The sequence below is a fragment of the Rathayibacter tritici genome (assembly GCF_002932875.1).
GTDB classification, from domain to species: Bacteria; Actinomycetota; Actinomycetes; order Actinomycetales; family Microbacteriaceae; genus Rathayibacter; species Rathayibacter tritici.
Map to the genome: position 1 here is coordinate 31,975 of NZ_PSWS01000063.1, position 23,554 is coordinate 55,528.

A 23,554-nucleotide genomic window follows, 5' to 3' on the forward strand; every position below is an offset into this window, starting at 1 on the left:
TAACACTAACTCCTCAGGTGTTGATAGGTTCACTTCTCATGGCCGCCGAGCACTACTTCTCGAGTACTCCCGACGGCACCCTCCGGCCCCGCAGGATCCCGGTCCGCCTGGCCGGGCGTGACCTCGAGGTCACCACGGCAGGAGGGGTGTTCAGCCCCGGCCACGTCGATCTCGGCACGCGCGTCCTGCTGGACGCTGTGCCGGACGCCCCCGCCTACGGAGACCTGCTGGACCTCGGCTGCGGCTGGGGTCCGATCGCCCTCGCGCTCGCCCTCGCCTCCCCCGACGCCCGAGTGTGGGCGGTCGACGTCAACCCGCGGGCGCTCGAGCTGGTCCGTCGCAATTGCGAGGAACTCGGCGTCCATAATGTCAACGCTGTGCTGCCCGAGGATGTTCCCGTTGACGTGCGCTTCCGCACCGTGTGGTCGAATCCGCCGATCCGGATCGGCAAGGAGGAGCTGCACCTGCTCCTGGAGCGTTGGCTACCCAGGCTCGAGGTGGGCGCGGACGCCTGGCTCGTCGTGCAGCGCAACCTCGGCTCCGACTCGCTGCAGAGCTGGCTCACCGACGCCTTCGCCGGTCGGCTCGGGGTCGAGCGGGTCAGCTCCGCCAAGGGTTTCCGGGTGCTGCGCACGACCCGCTCGGCCTGAACCGACAGGTCAGTCGAGCCGGATGGTGCCGGTGAAGACCAGATCGGCCGGGCCGGAGAGGCCGACGTGCTCGCCCTCCTCCGCGGCGAACATGGTGACGCCGAGCGTCCCCCCCGGGACCTCGACGCGCCACGACTGCGGGGCGCGGGGTCCCGCCCAGTGCCGGACCGCCAGTGCCGCCGCGGCCGCGCCGGTGCCGCAGCTGAGGGTCTCGCCGCTGCCACGCTCGTGCACGCGCATCCGGATCCGGCCGATACCGTCGTGAACGAGGGGCTCGCCGGGTACGACGAACTCGATGTTCGCTCCGGCGGCAGGCTCAGGGTCGAGGTGAGGGATGTAGGAGAGGTCGGCGGAGTCGAGCTCCTCGTCATTGCTGAGGGCAACGACGACATGCGGATTGCCGAGGTCGAGTCCGAGTCCGGGCCGCGCGACGCTCAGCTCCTTCGCCCGCACCAGAGGCTCGCCGCCCGCCAGCTCCCAGCGGCCGAGGTCGACCTGGAAGCCTGCACCGCTGCGCGTCACGTCGCGCACTCCCGCGCGGGTGCCGATCGGGAGGGTGTCGCCCGGCTCGAGGGCGGCCAGTCCGGCAGCGAGCAGGAACGCCGCGTAGACGCGGACGCCGTTGCCGCACATCTCCGCGATCGAGCCGTCAGCATTGCGGTAGTCCATGAACCACTCCGCCTCGCTCTCTTCGGCGAGGGAGGCCGCACCCTCCGGGATCGCCCTGGAGCGGACCGCTCGGATGACACCGTCGGCACCGACGCCGAAGTGCCGGTCGCAGATCATCGCGACCTGCGCGGGCGAGAGGTCCACCTCACCGTCCGGGTCGCTGTAGAGCACGAAGTCGTTGCCCGTGCCCTGGCCCTTGGTGAAGTGCAGCTCGATCGTCATGGCGCACAGCCTATCGAGGCCCCGGCGCCGCGACCTGGGTGGCGGCGCGCGCACGAGCCACCAGATCGGGCGCGTCGTACGGGAGCCGGTGCGCCCCTGCGTAACGGCGGAACCAGCTGTTCTGCCGACGGGCGTAGCGGCGGGTGAGCGATTGGGTGGCCGCGATCGCCTCCCGCTGCGTCAGAGTGCCCGCGCGCTGGGCGAGAGCCTGGTCGTAACCGATGGCGCGTCGCGCCGTGACGCCCTGCTCGAGACCCAGAGGGATCAGGCGCTCGACCTCGTCGAGCATCCCGCCCGCCCACATGAGCTCGGTCCGCCGGTCGAGCCACTGCACCAGCTCCTCCCGCGGCGCCTCGAGGAAGAGGGTCGAGGCGGCACACCAGGCGACGGGCTCATCGGACATCAGTGCGCTGTGGGTCCGCCCACCGGTGAGTTCGGCGATCTCGAGCGCGCGGATGATCCGCCGAGCGTTGTGCGGACCGATCCGCTCTGCAACAGCGTCGTCGATCACGCGCAGCCGCTCGACGAGGACGCCGAGGCCCTCGCGCGCAGCCGTCTCCTCGAGCCGGCGCCGCACCTCCGGGTCGGTCCCCGCGAAGGAGAACTCGAAGAGAACGCTCGACACGTAGAGACCGGACCCGCCCACGAGGATCGGTGTCGCGCCGCGGGCCTGAACCTCCTCGATCGCCCGCCGGGCCTCGGTCTGGTACCGCGCGACCGAGGCCTCCTCGGTCAGGTCGAGGACGTCGAAGAGGTGGTGCGGGATGCCGCGGCGCTCCTCGACGGAAAGCTTCGCGGTGCCGATGTCCATCCCACGGTAGAGCTGGGTCGCGTCCGAATTGATGATTTCGGCAGAACCTCCCTCGCTCCGGATCGTCTCGGCGAGATCGAGCGAGAGGGCGGTCTTGCCGGTGCCGGTCGCGCCGACGATCGCGATCAGTGCGGGCGCGGAGGCCCTGCGCTCAGCGCTCGCCATCGGCGGCGTGGTAGATCGGCGTGGTCAGGGTGCTGCTGCTCTGCGCTCGCAGGGAGGGCAGTCCGAGTGGCACCCGCGGCGCTCCTGTGCCGCCGGGGGGTGAGGGCACGCCGCAGGACTCGGACTGGGCCCGGTCCCACGCGTCTCCGGCGCGGGTGCGGCGGATGCGCAGCGGCGCTCCGTCCGGCGAATCGGCGAGAAGGTAGAACGGGGCGGCCCGAGTGACCAGCACCGAGACCACGTCGCCGGGGCGCGGCTGCTCGGAGCCTGCGGGAACGTCAAAGTGCACCAGACGGCTGTCTTCCGCGCGGCCGCTCAGCCGGTGGGTCTCGGCGTCACGTCGGCCCTCTCCCGTCGCCACCAGCACCTCGACCTCGCGGCCGACGATCGTGCGGTTCTCCTGCTCGCTGATGGCATCCTGCAGGGCGCCGAGGCGCTCGTAGCGCTCTTGCACCACAGCCTTGGGGATCTGATCGGGCAACGTCGCCGCGGGGGTGCCTGGCCGGATGGAGTACTGGAAGGTGAAGGCGGACGCGAAGCGCGCTTGCTCGACAACCCGCAGGGTTTCCTGGAAATCGGCCTCGGTCTCGCCGGGGAATCCGACGATGATGTCGGTGGTGATCGCCGCGTGCGGGATGCGGTCGCGCACACGGTCGAGGATGCCGAGGAACTTCTCGGAGCGGTACGAGCGGCGCATCGCCTTGAGGATACGGTCCGACCCGGACTGCAACGGCATGTGCAGCTGCGGCATGACCGCCGGCGTTTCGGCCATCGAGTCGATCACGTCGCCGGTGAACGCGGCGGGGTGGGGGCTGGTGAAGCGGATGCGCTCGAGGCCCTCCAGTGTGCCGGCGGCGCGGAGGAGTTTCGAGAACGCTTGCCGATCGCCGAATTCGACCCCGTAGGAGTTGACGTTCTGCCCGAGCAACGTGACCTCGATCGCGCCATCGTCGACCAGCGCCTGGATCTCGGCGAGCACATCGCCGGGGCGGCGGTCCTTCTCCTTGCCGCGGAGCGAGGGCACGATGCAGAAGGTGCAGGTGTTGTTGCAGCCGACCGAGATCGAGACCCAGCCGCTCGAGGTCGACTCGCGCTTGGTAGGGAGAGTGGAGGGGAAGACCTCGAGCGACTCGAGAATCTCGAGTTGCGCTTCGTCGTTGTGGCGGGCGCGCTCGAGCAGGCTCGGGAGGGAGCCCATGTTGTGCGTGCCGAAGACCACATCGACCCAGGGGGCGCGATCGAGGATGACGCTCTTGTCCTTCTGGGCGAGACATCCGCCGACCGCGATCTGCATGCCCTCGTGGCGGCGCTTGACCGAGGCGAGGTGACCGAGGTTGCCGTAGAGCTTGTTGTCGGCGTTCTCACGGACGGCGCAGGTGTTGATCACGACCACGTCGGCTTCGCCTTCACCGGCCGGTACGTAGCCCGCCGCTTCGAGCGAGCCGCTCAGCCGCTCGGAGTCGTGCACGTTCATCTGGCACCCGAACGTGCGGACCTCGTAGGTTCTGGGCCGGGACTTAGCGGCGGGCGACGGGGCGGTACCGAGCGTGCTCATGGTGTGCGATTCTACGCGCCGGACCAACCGCTTCATGTCCGCCGTCTCAGCGGAAGCGGACGCTCGATCCGGGCTGACGGATCGTCTCGCGGACGACGCGCTGCACGAGTCCGCCGGCATATCCGCGACGGGCGAGGAAACCCGTGAGACGTCGCTCGGCGACCTCGTCCGAGAGCGAGCGCAGGCTCGGCAGGCGCTTGCGCGCAAGTTCGAGCGCCGTGCGGTACTCGTCGTCGCCGTCGAACTCGTCCAGCGCGGAGGCGATGGCATCGGGGTCGAGCTTGCGGGCGCGCAACTCCTGCTGGAGGGAGGAGCGGCCCAACTTCTTGCGGTCGCGCAGCGACACGACCAGTTGCTCCGCCATCTTGAGGTCGTCGAGGTAGCCGAACCGAGTGAAGCGCTCGACAATCTCGAAAGCGTCCTTCTCTGCCACCCCCTCGGTGTAGAGCCGCGCCTCCACCTCGGCGACCGACAGGCTCTTGCGAGAGAGTCCCCGCACGATCCAGTCGGCGACCTGCTCGGGGTCGACCTCCCGGGGCCCCTCGACCGCTTCCTCGTCGTCTGCGTCCTCGATGAAGGCCGGTGCACGCCTGGCGATATGGGCAGAGAGCTCGGCGATCCGCTCGGACCCACCGGAGCCGACAGCGGACCCGCCTGCGCCCCGGTTCGTGGACTTCGGTTCATTCGCACCCGGAGCCTCAGACTCCCGCGACTGCGCTGAGGCGCCAGGACGCTCGGTGTCCGGCGCCGCGGGCGCCCACCCCTCGTCTTCCGCCGCGCTCCGGTCGACCCAGGGCAGGAAGGCCACCGGACGTCCCCCGGCGCCCTCCGCGGCCTTCTCCGCCACGAGCTAGGCGCCCTTGCGGACGGGCTGCTTGGTCTCGATCGCTACGGGAGCGGCCTCGACGGCAGCATTCGGGTCTGCGACCACGCCGAGCTTGACCAGGATGCGCTTCTCGATCTCGGCGGCCACATCGGGGTTGTCGATCAGGAACTGCCGCGCCTTCTCCTTGCCCTGCCCAAGCTGGTCGCCGTCGTAGGTGTACCAGGCGCCGGACTTGCGGACGATCTCGTGCTCGACGCCGAAGTCGATGAGGCTTCCCTCGCGGGAGATCCCGATGCCGTAGAGGATGTCGAACTCGGCCTGCTTGAAGGGCGGGGCCATCTTGTTCTTCACGACCTTGACGCGGGTGCGGTTACCGACCGCCTCGGTGCCGTCCTTCAGCGTCTCGATGCGGCGGATGTCGAGGCGGACCGACGCGTAGAACTTGAGAGCCTTGCCTCCGGCGGTGGTTTCGGGGCTTCCGAAGAAGACGCCGATTTTCTCGCGCAGCTGGTTGATGAAAATCATCGTGGTGTTGGTGGTGTTCAGCCCACCCGTGAGCTTGCGAAGGGCCTGCGACATGAGGCGGGCCTGGAGGCCGACGTGGGAGTCGCCCATCTCGCCCTCGATCTCCGCACGCGGCACGAGCGCGGCCACGGAGTCGATCACGATGAGGTCGATCGAGCCGGAGCGCACGAGCATGTCGGCGATCTCGAGGGCCTGCTCTCCCGTGTCGGGCTGGGACACGAGGAGCGAGTCGATGTCGACTCCGAGCTTCTTGGCGTATTCGGGGTCGAGTGCGTGCTCCGCGTCGATAAAGGCGGCGATGCCGCCGTTGCGCTGCGCGTTGGCGATCGCGTGCAGTGTGAGCGTGGTCTTGCCGGAGGACTCGGGACCGTAGATCTCGACAATACGGCCGCGGGGCAGCCCGCCGATCCCGAGAGCGACGTCGAGAGCGATGGAACCGGTCTGGATCACCTCGACGGGAGCGCGCTCATCGCTGCCGAGGCGCATGACCGCGCCTTTGCCGAATTGGCGGTCGATCTGGGCGAGTGCGGTCTCGAGGGACTTCTCGCGGTCGGAGGAACTGGGCATGGCCGTCTCGCTCTCATTTCGTCGTGGTGTCGCCTACAGGCTGTCGCGACATGCCGGAGGCTGTCGGAGTGACAGTGCCGGCCGGCTGCGACAAGGCGGTGAAGCAGATCCGTTCAGGTGTCTCCGACGGTACGCCCGACCACCGACACCGGTGCCGAGCGAGAGCGACTCCGTGGATACGGGGCCGTTTCTGCTTCTGTGGAGGAGCTTAGACCCGTTCGAACACGGATTCGAGCAGAGGATGCCGGCGTGTCGAACACGGCTTCGGCAGGCGATGACTTACCGGCGGCGCTTGCCCGAGTCCACGCCGTGCCAGCGCGCCTGCGGAACATCGCTGGCTCGACACAGGGCGAGCCACACATCCCGGGGCTCCGCGCCGTTCGCGAGCGCTTGCTCTGCGGTCTGCCCGCTCAGCTCGGTGAGCACGAGATCCGAGACCAGCACACGCGCATACCCTGCGCCGAACTCGTCGTCGACCAGCTGGCGGAACTCGCTCAAGCGCATGACTCCACGCTAGCCGCTCCCGCCCACCACTCCCCCGGGAACGCCGAAGGGCGCCCGGCCGGAGCCTGGACGCCCTTCGCGTGGAACGGGGTGCGGTGGGTGGGAGGGGACGGGAGCCGACTACTGCGCGACGAGATCCGCGTCGAAGCCGGCGACCATATCGGCCGGGATGGTGTCGGGGATGGTGTCGATGCCCTCGATGACGGCGAGACGATCGCCAACCTCGCGCATGATCACCGAGATGGGGGTGTCGAGAGCGTCCGCGACAGAGGCGAGGATCTCCGAGGAGGCCTCCTTCTGACCACGTTCGACCTCGCTCAGGTAGCCGAGCGCTACGCTCGCCTTGCTCGCTACCTGACGGAGCGTACGACCTTTCTGCAGGCGAAAGTCCCTGAGGACATCGCCGATCTCCTGACGAACTAGAACCACTGGACCCTCCTTCTCCACATCAACCGCATGTCGCGCACCTGCTCCGGGAGTACGGGCGCCGGGATGTTCCGGAGCGCGTGATCGGGGGGCTGGGACGAGAGAACCGGGTAGCTGTTCACTACCCGGTTCGTATGGTAACGACTCTAATACCGGATGACTGGACTTTGCGTGTGAGCGATATCAGATGTAACCGGGCTGCACTGCGGGGCATTCCGAACCCCGGCTCCCGGCCGGGGATCCGCCTCACGCCCGGCGGGCGAGCATCTCTGCGCCGACCGCGAGGGCGGCCACGACGGAAGCGGAGCGGATCGCCGCTCTATCCCCGGCGAAGCGGTGCTCGCGAACGAGCTCATCGCCCCCGAGCACGGCGGCCACAAAGACCGTGCCGACCGCCGCACCTCCCTGAGGTTCAGGGCCCGCCACGCCCGTGGTCGCCAGGCCCAGCGTGGACCGCTCGTCCGCCGCCAGACGCGACGCCGCTCCGCGGGCCATCTGCACGGCGACTCCGGGATCAACCGGTCCGCGCGCCTCGAGCACACGGGCATCAACTCCGAGGAGGCGGTGCTTGAGCTCGGTGGCATAGCTGACGACTCCCCCACGGAAGACAGCGGAGGCTCCAGGGACGTCCACCAGCGCCGAACTGAGCGCGCCGCCTGTGAGCGATTCCGCGACAGCGAGATCGACGCCTCGGCGGCGGAGCTCCGCAATGAGGTCCGCGGGCGTCACGGCTTCGGCCGCGATGCTCGGCTCTGACGGGCCGCATCGGCGAGGTAGTCGATACCGGTCAGGACCGTGAGCACCACGGCGGCGGTCATCGTGACCCCGTTCAGCCAGTGCACCCACTCTCCCAGCACCGCCCAGAGGGGAAGGAGAGCGAGGGAGATCGCGACCGACTGCACGATCGTCTTGAGCTTGCCGCCGCGAGAGGCCGGGATCACCCGGTCGGAGAGCACGGCCATCCGAAACACCGTGATGCCGATCTCGCGCACCAGGATGACGACCGTGACCCACCACGGCAACTCCGCGAGGATGGAGAGGCCGACGAGCGCCGCTCCGGTGAGCACCTTGTCCGCGATGGGGTCGAGGAGCTTACCGAGATCGGTCACCAGACCGCGGCTGCGGGCGATGTGGCCGTCGATGCCGTCCGTCGCGATGGCGACGATGAACAGCAGCGCCGCGGCGATGCGGAGCCCGCCGTCCTGCCCGCCGTCGGCCAGGAGCAGCCAGAGGAAGATCGGCGCCAGCAGGATGCGGACGACCGTGATCGCGTTGGGTAGGTTCCAGTTCCCGGACCGGGCCGAAGCGGGTGCCGTGGGAGTGCTCATCGTGCTCCGCCGTTCGTTCTCGGGCGAGCGACCGCGGGGATCACTCGCGTCCCGTCAGCGCCCAAGCGTCCTCGCCGGACCCCTCGTCGTCGTCGTGGTAGTCGGTAGCAACCGGGCCGGTCGGCTCGGCCAGCGGGTCCGCGGACGGGCCCGTCGCGACCGAAAGCGGCGGGGCGGTCCCCTCGCCCGGCTCCTCGCCGCGCATCCGCGCGAGGACTCCCGCCAGCTGCTCCGAGGTGACCAGCACGTCGCGGGCTTTGGACCCCTCGGACGGGCCGACGACCTCGCGCGACTCCAGGAGGTCCATCAGACGTCCGGCCTTGGCAAAGCCGACGCGCAGTTTGCGCTGAAGCATCGAAGTCGAGCCGAACTGCGTACTGACCACGAGTTCGGCCGCGGCCATGAGCAGCTCGAGGTCGTCGCCGATATCGGAGTCGATCTCCTTGCGCTGCGCCTGGACAGTAATGTCCTGGCGGTACTCGGGCTGGGCCTGCCGCGTGACATGCTCGACGACCTTCGCGATCTCGTCCTCGCGCACCCAGGCGCCCTGCACGCGCATGGGCTTGTTGGTGCCCATCGGAAGGAACAGACCGTCGCCCTGCCCGATCAGCTTGTCGGCTCCGGGCTGGTCGAGGATGACCCGCGAGTCGGTCACGCTCGTCACCGCGAAGGCGAGCCGGCTCGGTACGTTCGCCTTGATCAGGCCGGTCACGACATCGACGCTGGGGCGCTGCGTGGCCAGCACGAGGTGGATCCCCGAGGCGCGCGCCAGCTGGGTGATGCGCACGATCGAGTCCTCGACATCGCGGGGGGCGACCATCATCAGGTCGGCGAGCTCGTCGACCACCACCAGCAGATACGGGTACGGCTTGAGCACACGGTTACTTCCGGCCGGGAGCTTGATCTCGTCGCCGCGGACCGCTGCGTTGAAGTCGTCGATGTGACGGAAGCCGAACGAGGCGAGGTCGTCGTAGCGCATGTCCATCTCCTTCACGACCCACTGCAACGCCTCGGCGGCCTTCTTGGGGTTCGTGATGATCGGAGTGATCAGGTGCGGTACACCGCCGTAGATCGTGAGCTCGACGCGCTTGGGGTCGATCAGCACCATGCGCACGTCCTGCGGCCGCGCGCGCATCAGCAGGCTCGTGATCATCGAATTGATGAAGCTGGACTTGCCGGAGCCGGTCGAGCCGGCAACCAGGAGGTGCGGCATCTTGGCGAGATTGGCGACGACGTATCCGCCCTCCACGTCTTTTCCGACGCCGATCGTCATCGGGTGCGTGGAGGTCGTCGACGCCGGCGAGCGCAAGACATCACCGAGCGAGACGATCTCGCGGTCGGTGTTCGGGATCTCGACGCCAATCGCACTCTTACCCGGGATCGGGGACAGGATCCGGACCTCGTTGCTGGCGACCGCGTAGGAGAGGTTCTTGCTCAGCGCGGTGACGCGCTCGACCTTCACGCCCGGGCCGAGCTCGATCTCGTAGCGGGTCACGGTCGGACCGCGTGAGAAGCCGGTGACGCTCGCGTCCACGGCGAACTGTTGCAGCACTTCGGTGATGGCGCGGACCATCTCGTCGTTGGCGGCCGACCGCGCCTTCGAAGGAGTTCCTGTCGAGAGAGCGGCCGCCGACGGGAGCCGGTAGGGGGCGTTGTCCTCGAAGGACGAGTCGAACCCGGCGGTCGGGTCCTCCTCGCTCAGCGGTGCGATCGGGCCCGTCTCGATGACGGGCGGGACGGGGACGGCGGGCGCCACATCGAGTCGATCGAGCCGGATGACGTCGGTCGCGTCGTCGTCGACCACTCCCGTCACTGCACGGAGCGCGCCGCCCTGCTCGACGCGCGCGAGCGCCGCCTCCGCGGTCTCGGCGTCGGCCAGCACCTCGGTGGCGTAGGAACGCGTGGGCGGTTGCGCCTCGTCGTCGCGCTCCTCGAGTGCGGTGTCGAACCCCTTCGCCCGGCTCCGGGCGGGCGCCGTGCCCTCGATGACCTCGGTGAAGGAGTCGATAGGAAGCTCGGGCTGCACGGTCGGCTCGTCCTCGCGACCGGACTCGGTGCGCCGCCACCAGGGCAGCTCTCCGCCGTCCTGATGGGAGTCCTCCTCCTGCTCCGCCTCCGCCTTCGCTGCGGCCTTTGCGGCCGCGCGCTCGGCTTTCAGCCGAGCGCGCTCCTCGTCGTCGAGCACCGGGGCTCCGAAGAGGTAGCCGTAGAGCTCGCGCGAGCGCGCTCCGATCCGATTCGGCGGGGTCTTGGTAATGATGAAGAGCGAGAGCAGGATCACGACCGACAGCAGCACAGTGGCACCGGGGACCGTCGCGATCGCCGCGAGCGGAGCACCCACGAGCCAGCCCAGGACTCCGCCCGCTGCCGCCATCGTCTCGATGCCCTGTCCGGGCTGGGGCAGGCCAAGATGCGCATGGCAGAGGCCCGCCGAGGCGACGAGCAGCGTGATCACGCCGACGCCGATCCGGCCGTTGTCGTCGACGGAACGGGGGTGGCGGAACAACCAGAGGGAGAACAGCAGCAGCACGACCGGGAGGACGTACGCGACGCGGCCGAAGAAACCGCCGAAGCTCCAGGCGTCGAGGACGAGGGCGACCGGGTCGGTCGCGAGGAACCACTCGACCACTGCGCCGGCGACCGCGAGCAGCAGCAACAGGAAGGGAACGCCGTCGCGGCGCTCCTCCTTCGCCAGCCGCTCGGGACCGAGCGCACGGGCTGCGCCGCCCGCCAGGTGGGCCAGCGCCATCCAGACCCGCACCGCGGGGTTCGTGCGGGGCGCGGACTCGAAGGCCACTGTCTTCGTCTCGGCGGCCGCCTTGCCCGAACCTCGGCCGGATCGCGGCGCGCCGGAGCGGGGAGTCGCGCTGCCGCGCCCGCGCGAGGTCGTCTTGGTACTGGTCGCCATGAGGCCACCGTACCCGGCACCTCCGTCAGCTCCGGTGACCCGCGCCGCGGGCGGACATCCGGGACGCCGATCGGTCCTGTGGAGGAGCCTCAGGCCTCGATGACCAGCGGCACGATCATCGGACGGCGACGGTACGACGTGTTGACCCATCGACCAACAACGCGACGGACGGCCTGCGAGAGCGCGTGCTGATCGCTCGCTCCGTTCTGCACTGCCTCCTCGAGTGCCGCCGCGATGCGCGGCTTCACCTCGTCGAAGACACTGTCGTCCTCCGCGAATCCCTTCGCATGGATCTCGGGGCCGACCACGACCCGGCCCGTCCCGGCCTCGACGACCACAATGATGGAGATGAAGCCCTCCTCGCCGAGGATCCGACGGTCCTTGAGGTCCGCGTCCGTGATCTCGCCGACCGACGACCCGTCGACGTAGACGAAACCCAGGTCGAGTTGACCGACGACGGTCGCCTTCCCGTCGAGCAGGTCGATCACCGTGCCGTCCTCGGCGATGATCGTGTTCTCCTCCGCGATCCCGGTCTCGCGCGCGAGCTTCGCGTTCGCGACCAGGTGCCGGTACTCGCCGTGCACCGGCATGACATTCAGCGGCGCGAGGATGTTGTAGCAGTAGATCAGCTCGCCGGCGGCCGCGTGCCCGGAGACATGCACCTTCGCGTTGCCCTTGTGCACGACCGTCGCGCCGAGCCTGGTGAGCCCGTTGATCACGCGGTAAACCGCGTTCTCATTGCCCGGGATGAGGCTGGAGGCGAGGATCACGGTGTCGCCCTCGCCCGGCTCGATCTGGTGATCGAGGTTCGCCATGCGGCTGAGCACAGCCATCGGCTCGCCCTGCGATCCGGTCGACATATAGACGATCCGGTTCTCTGGCACGTCGCCCGCCTTCTTCATGTCGACCAGCACCCCCGGCGGGACCCTGAGGTAGCCGAGGTCGGCCGCGATCCCCATGTTGCGCACCATCGAGCGGCCGAGCAGCGCCACCCGACGGCCGTTCGCGTGCGCTGCGTCGAGCACCTGCTGCACCCGGTGCACATGGCTGGAGAAGCTCGCGACGATGACGCGGCGGGTCGCCTTCGCCATGACGCTCTCGATGACCGGGCCGATGTCGCGCTCGTTCGGCGTGAATCCGGGGACGTCGGCATTGGTCGAGTCGACCAGGAACAGGTCGATGCCCTCCTCGCCGAGGCGGGCGAAGGCGCGGAGGTCGGTGATGCGGCCATCCAGCGGGAGCTGGTCCATCTTGAAGTCGCCAGTGTGCAGCACGGAGCCGGCGTCGGTGAGGATCGCGACGGCCAGCGCGTCCGGGATCGAGTGGTTCACGGCGATGAACTCGAGCTCGAAGGGACCGAGGTTCTCGACATCGCCCTCCTTCACCGTCAACGTGTAGGGCTTGATCCGGTGCTCCTTGAGCTTGGCCTCGACCAGGGCGAGCGTGAGCGTGGAGCCGATCAGCGGGATGTCTCGCTTGAGCCGGAGCAGGTACGGGACGGCGCCGATGTGGTCCTCGTGGCCGTGGGTGAGCACCACTGCGACGATGTCGTCGAGCCGATCCTTGATCGGCGTGAAGTCCGGCAGGATCAGGTCGACGCCCGGCTGGTTCTCCTCCGGGAAGAGCACGCCGCAATCGACCACCAGGAGCTTGCCGTTGATCTCGAACACGGTCATATTGCGACCGATTTCGCCGAGGCCGCCGAGGGGGATGATCCGCAGGGTGCCCGGCGCGAGGGGCGCGGGAGTGATCACGGGACTGGGCATGCGCCCTCCTCTTTCTCTGCGAGTACCTTCTCGGGAGCCGCCGCTCGGACTCAGCGGGTGGTGCCGGCGACCTTCGGGAGGGCGCCGCCGGCCGCCGCGTTGCGATCGGGCCGGAAGTTGCGGAAGTCGACGCCCGGGATGTCGCGCACCAGTCCGAGCTCGTCCTCGATGAGGGCCGCCTCCGACTCCTCAGGGCCCACCAGCGGCAGTCGCACACGGGGCGACGAGATGCGGCCGAGGCCGTGCAGGATGTACTTCGCGGCGACCGTGCCGGGTACATGCGTCATCAAGGCGCGCACGAGCGGCTCGAGCTGCTGGTGCGCGCGGGTCGCGGCGCGCAGGTCGCCGGCGTTCACCGAGTCGACGATGGTGCGGTACGGTGCAGCGGCGATGTTCGCGGTGACGCCGATCAGCCCGGTGGCGCCGATGGCGAGCTCGGGGAGCACGTTCGCGTCGTCGCCGCAGAAGTACATCAGATCGGTCTGGTTGAGCACGCGGCTGACCTCGGAGAGATCCCCCTTCGCGTCCTTCACGGCGAGGATGTTCGGATGCTTCGCCGCGCGCAGGATCGTCTCGTAGCGGATGGGGACGCCAGTGCGACCCGGGATGTCGTAGAGGATGACCGGCAGGTCGGTCGCATCGGCGATCATTCGGAAGTGGGTGAGCACACCGGCCTGCGTCGGCTTGTTGTAATACGGAGTGACGATCATGTTGCCGTCGGCGCCGGCCTTCTCGCTCTGACGGGCGAGCTGCATCGCGTGGGCGGTCTCGTTCGAGCCGCCGCCGGTGATGATCTTCGCGCGGCCGTCAGCGACCGAGCGGCCGACCTCGACCAGGCGGATCTTCTCCGGGTCGGTGAGAGTGCTGGTCTCGCCCGTGGTGCCGGTGACCACGATGCCGTCGGCGCCCGCCGCGATGCAGTCGTCGATGTGCTTCTCGACCCCGGGCCAGTCGACCTCGCCGTCGGCGGTGAACGGGGTGACCAGGGCGACCAGGACCTGGCCGAAGGGATTCTCCGGAGTTGACACGGAGCCAGGGTAGCGGGGTCGGCGCCGCGCCGCCGCGGACGGCGTGGTGGGGGTGCCGTCGTCGGCGGGTGGGGGCGATGGCGATGTGCAGGATACGGTGCGATATGCAGGACACAGTGCGATATGCAGGACACGGTGCGATATGCAGGACACGGTGCGATATGCAGGACACGGTGCGATATGCAGGAGACAGTGCGATATGCAGGACACAGTGCGATTTGCAGGGGGTCCCAGCACTTCGGGCAGTTCCACCGCCTGATTCGGATCGGGCCGTCGGGATCCCCTGCACATGGCACGGGCGTGACGGCACGAGAGCCTTCCGGAGGAGCGGGCAGAGTGACGTCGGAGGTCATCCAGCGCAGAAAGGGTCAAGCGCGGAGGAGGTCAAGCGCGGAGATGGTCGCCGCGCGAGAGCGCTGCGACGATATCCGCCTCGACCGTGTCCCAGTGGCGGAGGACGGCCGAGCTTCGGAAGTGGTGGATGCGATATCCGAGGCGGCCGAGTTCGATGTCGCGGCGGTTGTCCTGATCGGCCTCATGAAAGGCCGCTCCGTCGACTTCGAGGACGAGTGCCTCGCCGAGGAGGAAGTCGACGCGGCGAGCGCCGATCCGCACCTGCTGCCGGAAGCGGATACCGAGGCGGTGCAGACGGAACGCGACCATCGATTCGAGGCCGCTCTCGGAGAGGCGACCCGCAGGAAGCAACAACCTTTGAATCCTTGGCGGGAGCCTTTCCAGCAGCCGCTGCTTAGCTGAATCGCCGAGGAGCCGGAGCCTGAGAGCGGACTCGAGGAGGACGAAGGCGAACTCGGCTCCCTGGCATCGGGCGGCAATGACAATGCAGTCCTCGATGCTCTGCACCAGCGTGCAGGGTGACGGAGCCGTCTCCGACCAGTGCACGACGACGTCCGCGGCATGCGCGAGCCGCCGGTGGTACTCCTCGCGATCGCGCAGCCGCGACGCCCGATCCACGACGGCCACGTGGAGTCCACGGAAGTGCGGGACCCAGAGCCCGTGCACAGCAGCCGCATCGGCGCAGGCGAGGACCCCTCCTACGCGAAAGGCCTGCTCGATGGAGGGAGCGAGACCGGGACGGGCGTACCAGCCCTTCCGAATGCGCACGAGGGAGCCAGCGACGACGGCGCGGGTCAGCTCTCGCTGAGTCGTCCCCTCGCGCAGGAATTGAGCTGTTTTGACGACGCCTCCGGCACGAAGGAGGGCTGAGGTGGAGGAGCGCATGCGTCGAGAGTGACGGGGACCACGACCTCGCGGGCGGCGGCAGTGCCGATCAGTGGACAGCGCCGAGAATCGGGTGCTGTGGAGGAGGAGCTGCGGTTCGATATGCAGGGGATGCGCGCTCTCGCCGCCGCCGCAGAGGGAAGAGAGCGCTCTCGATCACGATGCGCCTGCGAATCGCACCATCTCCTGCACATCGGACGGGGGCCGGCAGAACGGACGGGGCGGCAGAACGGACGGGGCGGCAGAACGGACGGGCGGGCAGAACGGACGGGGCGGCGGAACGGACGGGGCGGCAGAACGGACGGGGCGGCAAAACGGACCAGGGGCACGTGGTCGCGCGCGCTGGGGACCGCGCGGGCCGCTAGGGGGCGACACGGCCGTTCGCGGTGAAGGCGGCGGCCGTGAGGGGCATCAGCTCCTGGAAGTGCGTCTCCATCTGCTCGGCGGCCATTTCGATCTCGCGCTGCGGGAAAGAGGGGAACGTCGAGTCCTCGCGCTTGGTGCGCAAGGAGAGGAAGTTCATCAGCGAGCGGGCGTTGAGCGTGACGTACATCGAGGAATAGATGGTCAGCGGGAGCACGATCCGGGCGACCTCGCGGGCGACACCCGCGCCGAGCATCCGTTGGTACGACTCGTACGCCTGTGTGCTGACGCGGCGGGTCTCCTCGGCGACGAGTTCGGCCTGCTCGGGGGTGCCCGGCTCGAATGAGTAGGCGCCGGGCTTGCCGATCTGCACGAGGTTGCGCTCGGGGCCGGGCACGTAGAAGACCGGGCGGAGCTCGCGGTAGCGGCCCGACTCCTCGTTGTAGGAGGCGATGCGGTGCCGCATGAACTCGCGGAAGACGAAGATCGGCGCCTGAACATAGAAGGTCATCGAATTGTGCTCGAACGGTGAGCCGTGCCGATCGCGCATCAGGTAATTAATCAGGCCGCGGTCGCGCTTGCGCTGTAGCTCGGCGTCCGCTTCCTCACCGTCGAGCGCCTCGGCGAGCGTCTTCTCGCCCTGCGTCGAGACGCGGGCGGCGAAGAGCACGTCGGAGTCGTGGGCGCTCGATCGGACGAGCTCGACGACGACATCGCTCCGGAACACAGGAGCCTGATCATCGGGGCGGGGGGTGCTCAGTTCAGTCACGGCTTCGAACCTAGACCAGACCCGGTGCACACCCGGGCGTCACGGCGCGTCATGAGGTTCCTGCAAGCATGCACGCGACGTAGCCTTCCCGCATGGACCCCGTCACGATCACCGCCGCCCTCGCGGGTCTGATCGCGATCGGCACGGCCCTCGGTCTCCTGCACCGGCGTCTCACGGGACGCGTCGCACGCAGTGCCGACCGCGGTGGAGGCACGATCGATCCCGGCGCAATCGATCCCGGCGCGATCGATCCTGGCGCGCTGCTCCCGGGCGCTGTTCTCGGCGAGCAGGCCACCGTCGTCCAGTTCTCGAGCGAGGTCTGCACGCGCTGCCCCGCGGTCCGGCGGATGCTGGGCGAGCTTGTCCGGCAGCGGCCCGGGGTGGCGTACCTCGACGTCGACCTGACACACCGCGCCGACCTCGCCGTGCGGTTGCGTGTCCGGCAGACGCCCACCCTCTTCCTCCTCGACTCCGCGGGCACCCTGCGGAGCCGCATCGGCGGCGCACCGACCCGCGCCGCCCTGACCACCGAGCTCGACCGACTCCTGGAGACCCGATGAGCACACACCCGTCGCCCACGACCGCCCCTCCCCCACCCGGCGCTGTCGACCCCCGTGGTCCGCGGGTCGCCGCCGCGGTGACCGCTGCGCTCCTCCTCACCACCGTGGGCCTCGGTCTCGCGGTCCCCGTCGGAGCCGATCTGGTCGCCCGTCTCGCGCAACCCGGATTCCTCCTGCTCCTGGTGCTGGCCGCGCTCTTCGCCTGGTCCGCCGGGCGCGGCGTCGGCTCCGGCCCCTGGGCCGTCCTGTTCCGCCGACTCATCCGCCCGCATCTCGCCCCGCCGCAGGAGTGGGAGGACGCGCGGCCCCTGCGCTTCGCCCAGCTGATCGGCCTGGCCGTCACCGGCGCGGGTGTTCTCCTGCATCTCGCCGGAGTGCCGGGAGCCGTCCCCGTCGCCGCGGCCGTCGCCTTCCTCGCCGCGTTCCTGAACGCCGCGTTCGGCCTCTGTCTGGGCTGCGAGCTCTACCTGCTGCTCGCGCGGGCAGGCCTCGTCGGACGATCGGCGGGCTCTTGAGCGTGAGGCTCTAGGCTGGATCAACTACGCGGGCGGCCCGCGACCGGCTCCGGGAGGCACCATGAGCGACTCATCCGCACGGCACTCCGATCACGACGGGTCGAACGGCACGGGTTCGCCGCGACGCGCGGCGCGCACTCCCCGCGAGCACGTCTCGACACCGTCCGAGCAGCTCTCGCCCCGGCGAGAAGGTTCGACGTCTCGACTCCGCGTCCTGATCTCGGGGGCCAGCGGGATGATCGGATCCGAGCTGACCCGTCAACTGAGCGCCGAGGGGCACCAGATCCTTCGCCTGGTGCGCCACGCACCGACGAGCCCGGATCAGTTCCACTGGGCGCCCACCTCACACATGCTCGACTTCAGCGTCCTCGATCGAGTCGACGCCGTGATCAATCTTTCCGGCGCCTCGATCAGCCGCCTGCCGTGGACCTCCTCGTACAAGCGCGAGATCCTCGACTCGCGGATCCAGTCGACGCAGACGCTCACCGACGCGATGCGGATGTCCTCGAGTCCTCCCGCAACGCTGATCAACGCCTCGGCTGTCGGCTACTACGGTGACCGGCCGGGCGAGGAGCTCACCGAGCGGTCCTCGCGCGGCACCGGCTTCCTCGCCGATGTGGTGGACCGCTGGGAGAAGGCGGCTCACCTCGCGCCCGAGGCGACCCGGGTCGTCACCGCCCGCACCGGGCTCGTCCTCGGCGACGGAGGCGCTCTCAAGCCGCTCCTGCCCCTCACGAAGCTCGGCCTGAGCGGGCCGCTCGGCGGCGGCGGCCAGGCCTGGCCGTGGATCAGCCTCTACGACGAGGCCGCCGCACTCCGCCACCTGCTCACGTCCGAGCTCTCCGGTCCGGTGAACCTGGCCGGGCCGGTCCCCGCCACCGCGAACGATGTCATGCGCACACTCGCCGAGCTGCTGCATCGTCCCTTCAGGCTGCCCGTGCCCGAGAAGGTCATCGAGCTCGCGCTGCGCGATGCCGGTCACGAGCTCCTGCTGTCGAGCCAGCGCCTGGTCCCCCAGCGTCTGCTCGACGACGGCTTCGAGTTCCGGCACCGCACGGTCAGCGAGGCGCTGGAGTGGGTACTGGCCTAAGCCTCCCGCGCTCGGTGACGACGAGTCCCGGCGACGGCGATCGGGAGCGGCCTGGCCGGAGCCGGAGCCGGAGCCGTCAGGCCGGAGCGGCGTGCTCCAACGCGATCGCACGGCGGATCGCTCCCCGCGCACGCTTGCGGTCGCCGCTGGCATCGTAGGCGAGGCCGAGGCGGTACCAGGCGCGCCAGCTCTCCGGCTGCGCGTCCACCTCCTCCGCGTACCGGGGGAACAGCGCGTCGGCCTCTTCCCGTAGCGGACGTCCGCTGGCGCGCGAATCGAGGACCTCCTGCGGGAGTGCGTCCTCGCCCTCCAGCCGGCGAGCCAGCCTCTCGGCGCGCAGTCCGAACAGCAGCTCGCGGATGAGGCCCCACACCCCGACAGCGCCCAGGATCAGCAGGCCGATGCCCATGACGATCCCCGGCGCGGTCCCCGCGGCGAAGGCGACGACGGAGTACTGCAGGCACACGACCAGGTAGAGGGCGAGCAGGACCGCCATCAGGACGACTCCGACCCGGGTCCTCACGGGGCGCTGGTCGCCGCGGCGGCCTGACCGGACGGAGCCGGGCCAACCACGGGCTGCTCGTCGAGGAGCCGCTCGGCCAGAGGAGCGGCGTCGAAGGCGGCGCGCAGGTCGATCAGCGCGTCCAGACCGACCACGACGCCGGTCGTCGTCCGGACCGCGTCGAGAGCGCGAAGTATGCCCTGCTCGTAGGACGCCTGCGAGCTGGTGTCGTGGCGGATGGTCACCGTCTCGCCGGTGCCGCCGAGGACGACCTCCTGGCGCGCCTCGACTCCGGGCAGGCGAAGGCTGTGCACGGGCACACTCGCGACCTGCTGGCCGCGAGCCCGCTGATCGGTATGCGGCGCCTGCACCGGACCGAGCTCGGACCGCGCACGCAGCAACAGCTCGGCGGTGCGCACCGCGGTACCGGAGGGCGAGTCGACCTTGCGCGCTCCGTGGGTCTCGACGATCTCGGCGGCATCGAAGAACCGCACGGCCACCGTGGCGAGGGCGGTCGCGAGTACCGAGCCGAGCGAGAAGTTGGGGATGATGACAACACCTGCCTCTGGCTGCTCCGTGACGGTGCGCCGAAGCGCCGCGATGCGGCCGCCCGTCCAACCGGAGGTGCCCACGAGCACCTTCTTGCCGTTCGCCACCGCGACATCGACGATCTGCTGGCTGACGGCCGGCACGGTCATGTCGACGACGACGTCGGCCGCGAGCATCTCGGCGAGATCGCTCCGCGAGCCGAGCCGTGCGACGAGCGTGAACTCGCTCGACGCGTCGATGAGGGAGCAGGTGAAGGAGCCGAGTCGGCCGGAGGCACCGACCACGGCGACGGAAGTAGTCACCGGCTCAGCGTATCCCGCGGCGCAGTGCGGCTGGGTCGCGCTGGCGGCGGATCGCGCACCAGGGTCAGCATGGGCGCTCCCGAGAGCGGATGCGGCACGGGAGCGCCGAGGGGCCGCCATCCGGTCGAGGCGTAGAGGGCGAGCGCGGAGGCGTTCCCGGTCAGGACGTGCAGCACCACGGTCGCCGCTGCTCGTGCCGCGCAGTCCTCGACGGCCGCAAGGAGGCGCCGACCGACTCCTACACCCTGCGCCCGCAACGGTCAGGGCGCGGGCTCAGTACGGCTGCGCCTCGGGCAGGCCGGTGCGCAATTCGACGGGGAGGTGGGACAGGTCGTTGTGCACGACGAGTACCGGCGGCTTCCGGGAGCGCACGCGGATGATCGTGAGGCCGCAGTTGGCCTGGTTCAACCCGAGCCACCGCCAGTCGGGGGCGTCGAAGACCTGGCGCACGAACCAGCCGATCACGAAGTTGTGGGTGATCAGGAGGTCGTGGCGGTCCTCGCGGGACGGTGCCAGGAACTCCGCGACCGCGTCCTGCATCTGCGCGTGGCCCGCCTCGATCTCGGCCGCGGTCACGCTGCCGAAGAAGGGCTCGAACGCCTTGGGCATGTCCGGGGTCGGACCGGAGGGAATGCAGTCGAACAGCAGCGACGACGGTTGCAGGGGCAGGCTCGGGAGCAGCGTCTGGAAGCGCGCGGCCGTCTCCTCGGCCCGGCGCAGCGGCGAGTGCCACGCACCGGTGAACGGCACTCCGCCGAGCCGCTCGGCGATCAGTCGCGCCTGGCGCTCGCCTCGCGCCGAGAGGGGACCGTCCGGCAGACCGTGCTCGGCGTCCTGCTGCTCGCCGTGACGGACGAGGTAGATGTAGTGGGACACGGGAGTCCTCCCTGGTGCGGCGCAGCGGTGCGCGGTCGGCGGGCGTTCGACGATCGGATCAGATCGCGGAGGCGCTCATGACCCCGGCGATTCCGGCGAAGGCCGACTCGTCGACCGCACCGACCGCCGAGATCGATGACGGCCCCCGGGCCAAGTCTGCCGCGAGTGCCTGGACATCCTCCGCGCCGACGAGGGCGAGTCGGCGCAGGCTCTCGTCGAGGTCCACGAACTCGCCGAAGGTCAGCTCGGCACGGCCGAGGCGGGACATCCGGGTGTCGGAGTCCTCAAGCGCGAGAGCGGCCGCTCCCGACAACTGGCCGCGGGCGCGGATCAGCTCGTCGTCGCTCACCCCGTGCTCGGCGAGGCGGTGGAACTCGGCGAGCAAGAGCTCGGCGACCGTCCCCGCCTTCGCGGGCGTGCACGCGGCGTACAGGCCGAAGAGCCCGGCGTCGGAGTAGGAGGGCGCGAAGGAGTAGACGGAGTAGGCCAGGCCCCGCTTCTCGCGCACCTCCTGGAACAGCCGCGAGGACATGCCACCGCCGAGGATCGAGTTGAGGACGCCCATCGTCATCCTCCGCTCGTCGCCCGCAGCGAGACCGGGGAAGCCGACCAGGAGGTTCGCCTGCTCGGTGGGGCGGTGCACGACCGAGAGGGCGCTGCCGCGGGTGTAGGAGGCGCGTCCGCCGACGCGGCGCTCGACCGGGGACGCCGCCGTGCCGAGGTCCCAGCCGTCGGCGACGAGCACGCGCTCGAGCAGGGCGACGAGTGCCTCGTGGTCGACGGCGCCGGCGACAGTGATCACAACGTCGCGGGGGCGGTAGGCGGAGCGGTAGTGCGCCCATACCGCGTCGCGGGTGGCTTCACCGATGGTCGCGGCGGTGCCGCCGATCGGTCGGCCGAGGGGGTGGTCGCCGAAGACGGCCTCGAACAGCTTCTCCCCCGCGACGTCGGCCGGGTCGTCGTCCGCCATCGCGAGTTCCTCGAGGATGACCCCGCGCTCGGTCTCGAACTCGTCCGGGTCGATCAGGCTGGAGGTCACCATGTCCGCGATCACCTCGACCGCCATCGGCAGGTCGCGGTCCTGGATTTTGGCGTAGTAGCAGGTGTACTCCTTGGCGGTGAGAGCGTTGTGCTCCCCGCCGACGGAGTCGAACGACACGGCGATGTCGAGGGCCGAGCGCTTCTGCGTGCCCTTGAACAGCAGGTGCTCGAGGAAGTGCGTCGAGCCGACGTTGGAGGGCACGGCCGGCTCCCCCGCGGTGGCGGGGCGCCCGGTCCGCTCGTCGCGCGATCCCGCGGCGACCCAGAAGCCGATCGTGGCGCTGCGAGCGCCCGGCACCGCTTCGCTGAGGATGCGGACACCGCTCGGGAGAACGGAGCGGCGGACCGTGGATCCGCCTGCGGCCCGGACCGAGGTCTCCGGTTGGTCGAGGGGCAGTGCGACTCCGTGATTCATCGTGCTTACCCTAGGCCACCCCGGCGACGGGCCACCGCGGGCTGTCGCGCCGTGGCGGGTGGCGGCCGCGGGACGTCGCAGACGGGCGCAGTCAGCGGCGCGCGCGCTCCAGAGCGGCCAGGTGCCCGGCGTCGAGGTCGAGCGAGACCGCGCGTACCAGTGCATCGACATCGGCCGGTGAGCGCGGGGCGACGGTCGCCGCGGCCAGGTGCGGGCGCCCGAACAGCCAGGCGAGGGCGACGGCAGCGGGCGCGGCCGAGAGCTCGGTGCCGATCGCGTCGAGGACCGCGAGCACGCGGCGGCCCCGGCGGCCGACGTGGGCGGCGGCGAGGGCCCCGTCGGGGAGGCGGCTCAGCTCGCGACGGGTCCGCTCGACTCCGCGCAGGAAGCCGTGTGCGAGCGGCACGGTCGAGACCAGGGAGAGCCCCTGCCTCGCGGACACCAGGCCGAGATCGCTCTCCGACTCCTGCCGCTCCAGCAGGTTCCAGCGCACCTCCGCGCCGACGAACCGGGGCAGGCCGTGAGCGGCCAGCACGCGCGCCTCGAACAGCTCCTCCGGCGAGAACCCGGAGGCGACCACCGAGCGGATCAGCCCGCGCGCCACAAGAACCTCGACGGCGCTCAGCAGCTCGTCGAGGCGACCCGCGCCGCCAGGGCGGACGGCGAGCACGTCGAGGCGGTCCGTGCGGAGGCGGCGCAGCAACTCCTCGACACGGCTGACGAGCGCGCGCGGGGTCGCGGGCGTTGCGCTCGGGGCGCCGAAGCGGCCCAGCAGGACGAAGTGGTCGCGGTCGCGGTGCCCCGCGGGCCAGCCGCCCGCGCCCTCCGCAAGGCTCGAGTCGGTAACGACGACGCCGTTGCCGCCCCACGCCCCGTAGCGCTCGAGCAGTGCCGCGCCGTCCTCGCGGCCGAGGGCGGCGGAGTCGAGCATGAAGGGGAAGAGGTCGTGGCCGGAGTCGCCCAGTGGGCGGCGGCGAGAGGGAGCGACGACGCTCGGCTCGACCGGCTCGCTCGCGGCGAGGGCACCGCCGGCGGCGCGAGCGAGGAAGGCGCGAGGGGGAAAGGCACGAGCGGGCACGGCGCGGAGGGCGACAGCGCCGTCGGGAGCAGCGCCGTCGAGAACAGCGCCGTCAGAAACTGCGCCGTCGGGACCAGCACTGTGGCGGGGCGCCTTCACGGCTGCGCCGGTCCTGTCCCTAGGCACGCCACCACTCTCCCTGCGGCGGCTCGGGCCCGCCGGGGAGAGAGTAACCGAGCAGCGGAGCCGCCACCCCGCCGGATCCGCGACGGTTCACCAGATCGTTACACGGCGCCGCTGACGGGTGCGGATCGCGCCTGAGGCTGGTGCGCCAAGCCCCCCTCCGTGTCGGTCGTCCCGGCTAG

Annotated in this window: 24 protein-coding genes; 4 read left to right on the forward strand and 20 right to left on the reverse strand. The window is 70.1% G+C overall.

Annotation, left to right across the window (positions count from 1 at the left end; all coding sequences use genetic code 11):
- Positions 1–38 precede the first annotated feature (38 nt).
- Positions 39–650, forward strand: coding sequence for a class I SAM-dependent methyltransferase (locus tag C5D07_RS12715; RefSeq protein WP_104259486.1), 612 nt, complete (start codon positions 39–41; stop codon positions 648–650).
- A gap of 9 nt (positions 651–659) precedes the next feature.
- Here the strand turns inward: C5D07_RS12715 and dapF are convergent, their stop codons facing one another.
- From dapF to thyX, 14 genes are all read right to left on the reverse strand, one after another.
- Entirely contained in the window at positions 660–1,541 is an 882-nt protein-coding gene (gene dapF, locus C5D07_RS12720) for a diaminopimelate epimerase (RefSeq protein ID WP_068252382.1), read from the reverse strand.
- Positions 1,542–1,551: 10 nt separating this feature from the next.
- Positions 1,552–2,517 carry a tRNA (adenosine(37)-N6)-dimethylallyltransferase MiaA gene (miaA, locus tag C5D07_RS12725; RefSeq protein ID WP_104259487.1) on the reverse strand — a complete coding sequence of 322 codons (966 nt, stop codon included), beginning with the start codon at positions 2,515–2,517 and terminating at the stop codon, positions 1,552–1,554.
- Positions 2,504–4,072 carry a tRNA (N6-isopentenyl adenosine(37)-C2)-methylthiotransferase MiaB gene (gene miaB, locus C5D07_RS12730; RefSeq protein WP_104259488.1) on the reverse strand — a complete coding sequence of 523 codons (1,569 nt, stop codon included), beginning with the start codon at positions 4,070–4,072 and terminating at the stop codon, positions 2,504–2,506. The genes miaA and miaB overlap by 14 nt, the downstream gene beginning before the upstream one ends.
- Positions 4,073–4,118: 46 nt before the next feature.
- Positions 4,119–4,919: a regulatory protein RecX gene (locus C5D07_RS12735; RefSeq protein ID WP_104259489.1), complete on the reverse strand. Its 801-nt coding sequence runs from the start codon at positions 4,917–4,919 to the stop codon at positions 4,119–4,121.
- A 3-nt stretch (positions 4,920–4,922) separates the two neighbouring features.
- Positions 4,923–5,990, reverse strand: a complete 1,068-nt coding sequence (gene recA, locus C5D07_RS12740) for a recombinase RecA (protein WP_068252372.1) — start codon at positions 5,988–5,990, stop codon at positions 4,923–4,925.
- 279 nt (positions 5,991–6,269) lie between these two features.
- On the reverse strand, positions 6,270–6,494 hold the full coding sequence (locus C5D07_RS12745) for a DUF3046 domain-containing protein (RefSeq protein ID WP_068252370.1): 225 nt from the start codon (positions 6,492–6,494) through the stop codon (positions 6,270–6,272).
- A gap of 120 nt (positions 6,495–6,614) precedes the next feature.
- On the reverse strand, positions 6,615–6,923 hold the full coding sequence (locus tag C5D07_RS12750) for a helix-turn-helix domain-containing protein (protein ID WP_068252363.1): 309 nt from the start codon (positions 6,921–6,923) through the stop codon (positions 6,615–6,617).
- Between the two features lie 243 nt (positions 6,924–7,166).
- The gene (locus C5D07_RS12755) at positions 7,167–7,649 is read right to left on the reverse strand and encodes a CinA family protein (RefSeq protein WP_208855050.1); all 483 of its coding nucleotides are present in this window, start codon (positions 7,647–7,649) and stop codon (positions 7,167–7,169) included.
- Entirely contained in the window at positions 7,646–8,248 is a 603-nt protein-coding gene (pgsA, locus tag C5D07_RS12760) for a CDP-diacylglycerol--glycerol-3-phosphate 3-phosphatidyltransferase (protein WP_068252360.1), read from the reverse strand. Before pgsA ends, C5D07_RS12755 begins: the two co-directional genes overlap by 4 nt.
- 40 nt (positions 8,249–8,288) lie before the next feature.
- Entirely contained in the window at positions 8,289–11,156 is a 2,868-nt protein-coding gene (locus C5D07_RS12765; protein ID WP_104259490.1) for an FtsK/SpoIIIE family DNA translocase, read from the reverse strand.
- Between the two features lie 89 nt (positions 11,157–11,245).
- On the reverse strand, positions 11,246–12,922 hold the full coding sequence (locus C5D07_RS12770) for a ribonuclease J (protein WP_068252354.1): 1,677 nt from the start codon (positions 12,920–12,922) through the stop codon (positions 11,246–11,248).
- A 50-nt stretch (positions 12,923–12,972) separates the two neighbouring features.
- Positions 12,973–13,950 (reverse strand): 4-hydroxy-tetrahydrodipicolinate synthase, encoded by a 978-nt coding sequence (gene dapA / locus C5D07_RS12775; protein ID WP_068252353.1) that lies wholly within the window; start codon positions 13,948–13,950, stop codon positions 12,973–12,975.
- A 384-nt stretch (positions 13,951–14,334) separates the two neighbouring features.
- Positions 14,335–15,189, reverse strand: coding sequence for a DUF559 domain-containing protein (locus tag C5D07_RS12780; RefSeq protein WP_104259491.1), 855 nt, complete (start codon positions 15,187–15,189; stop codon positions 14,335–14,337).
- A gap of 361 nt (positions 15,190–15,550) precedes the next feature.
- Positions 15,551–16,321, reverse strand: coding sequence for an FAD-dependent thymidylate synthase (gene thyX, locus C5D07_RS12785; protein WP_181026395.1), 771 nt, complete (start codon positions 16,319–16,321; stop codon positions 15,551–15,553).
- Between the two features lie 92 nt (positions 16,322–16,413).
- Between thyX and C5D07_RS12790 the strand changes: the two genes are divergently transcribed.
- The 3 genes from C5D07_RS12790 to C5D07_RS12800 all read left to right on the forward strand — a co-directional run bounded on the left by C5D07_RS12790 (position 16,414) and on the right by C5D07_RS12800 (position 18,486).
- Positions 16,414–16,881, forward strand: a complete 468-nt coding sequence (locus C5D07_RS12790; protein ID WP_104259493.1) for a TlpA family protein disulfide reductase — start codon at positions 16,414–16,416, stop codon at positions 16,879–16,881.
- Positions 16,878–17,396, forward strand: a complete 519-nt coding sequence (locus C5D07_RS12795; RefSeq protein WP_068252346.1) for a DUF4395 family protein — start codon at positions 16,878–16,880, stop codon at positions 17,394–17,396. The genes C5D07_RS12790 and C5D07_RS12795 overlap by 4 nt, the downstream gene beginning before the upstream one ends.
- A gap of 61 nt (positions 17,397–17,457) precedes the next feature.
- Complete coding sequence (locus C5D07_RS12800; protein ID WP_084415830.1) at positions 17,458–18,486, forward strand: TIGR01777 family oxidoreductase; 1,029 nt, start codon at positions 17,458–17,460, stop codon at positions 18,484–18,486.
- Between the two features lie 76 nt (positions 18,487–18,562).
- On the opposite strand, the gene C5D07_RS12805 is transcribed toward C5D07_RS12800, so the two are convergent.
- From C5D07_RS12805 to C5D07_RS12830, 6 genes are all read right to left on the reverse strand, one after another.
- A complete protein-coding gene (locus tag C5D07_RS12805; RefSeq protein WP_104259494.1) occupies positions 18,563–19,009 on the reverse strand; it encodes a hypothetical protein in 447 nt (148 codons plus the stop codon).
- Entirely contained in the window at positions 19,006–19,839 is an 834-nt protein-coding gene (dapB, locus tag C5D07_RS12810; RefSeq protein WP_104259495.1) for a 4-hydroxy-tetrahydrodipicolinate reductase, read from the reverse strand. Before dapB ends, C5D07_RS12805 begins: the two co-directional genes overlap by 4 nt.
- A complete protein-coding gene (locus C5D07_RS12815; protein WP_346243096.1) occupies positions 19,836–20,096 on the reverse strand; it encodes a GNAT family N-acetyltransferase in 261 nt (86 codons plus the stop codon). Before C5D07_RS12815 ends, dapB begins: the two co-directional genes overlap by 4 nt.
- Before the next feature lie 16 nt (positions 20,097–20,112).
- Entirely contained in the window at positions 20,113–20,715 is a 603-nt protein-coding gene (locus C5D07_RS12820) for a histidine phosphatase family protein (protein ID WP_068252340.1), read from the reverse strand.
- Positions 20,716–20,773: 58 nt separating this feature from the next.
- Positions 20,774–22,171, reverse strand: a complete 1,398-nt coding sequence (locus C5D07_RS12825; RefSeq protein ID WP_104259497.1) for a M16 family metallopeptidase — start codon at positions 22,169–22,171, stop codon at positions 20,774–20,776.
- Between the two features lie 91 nt (positions 22,172–22,262).
- On the reverse strand, positions 22,263–23,375 hold the full coding sequence (locus tag C5D07_RS12830; RefSeq protein ID WP_146076716.1) for an aldo/keto reductase: 1,113 nt from the start codon (positions 23,373–23,375) through the stop codon (positions 22,263–22,265).
- Between the last annotated feature and the right edge of the window lie 179 nt (positions 23,376–23,554).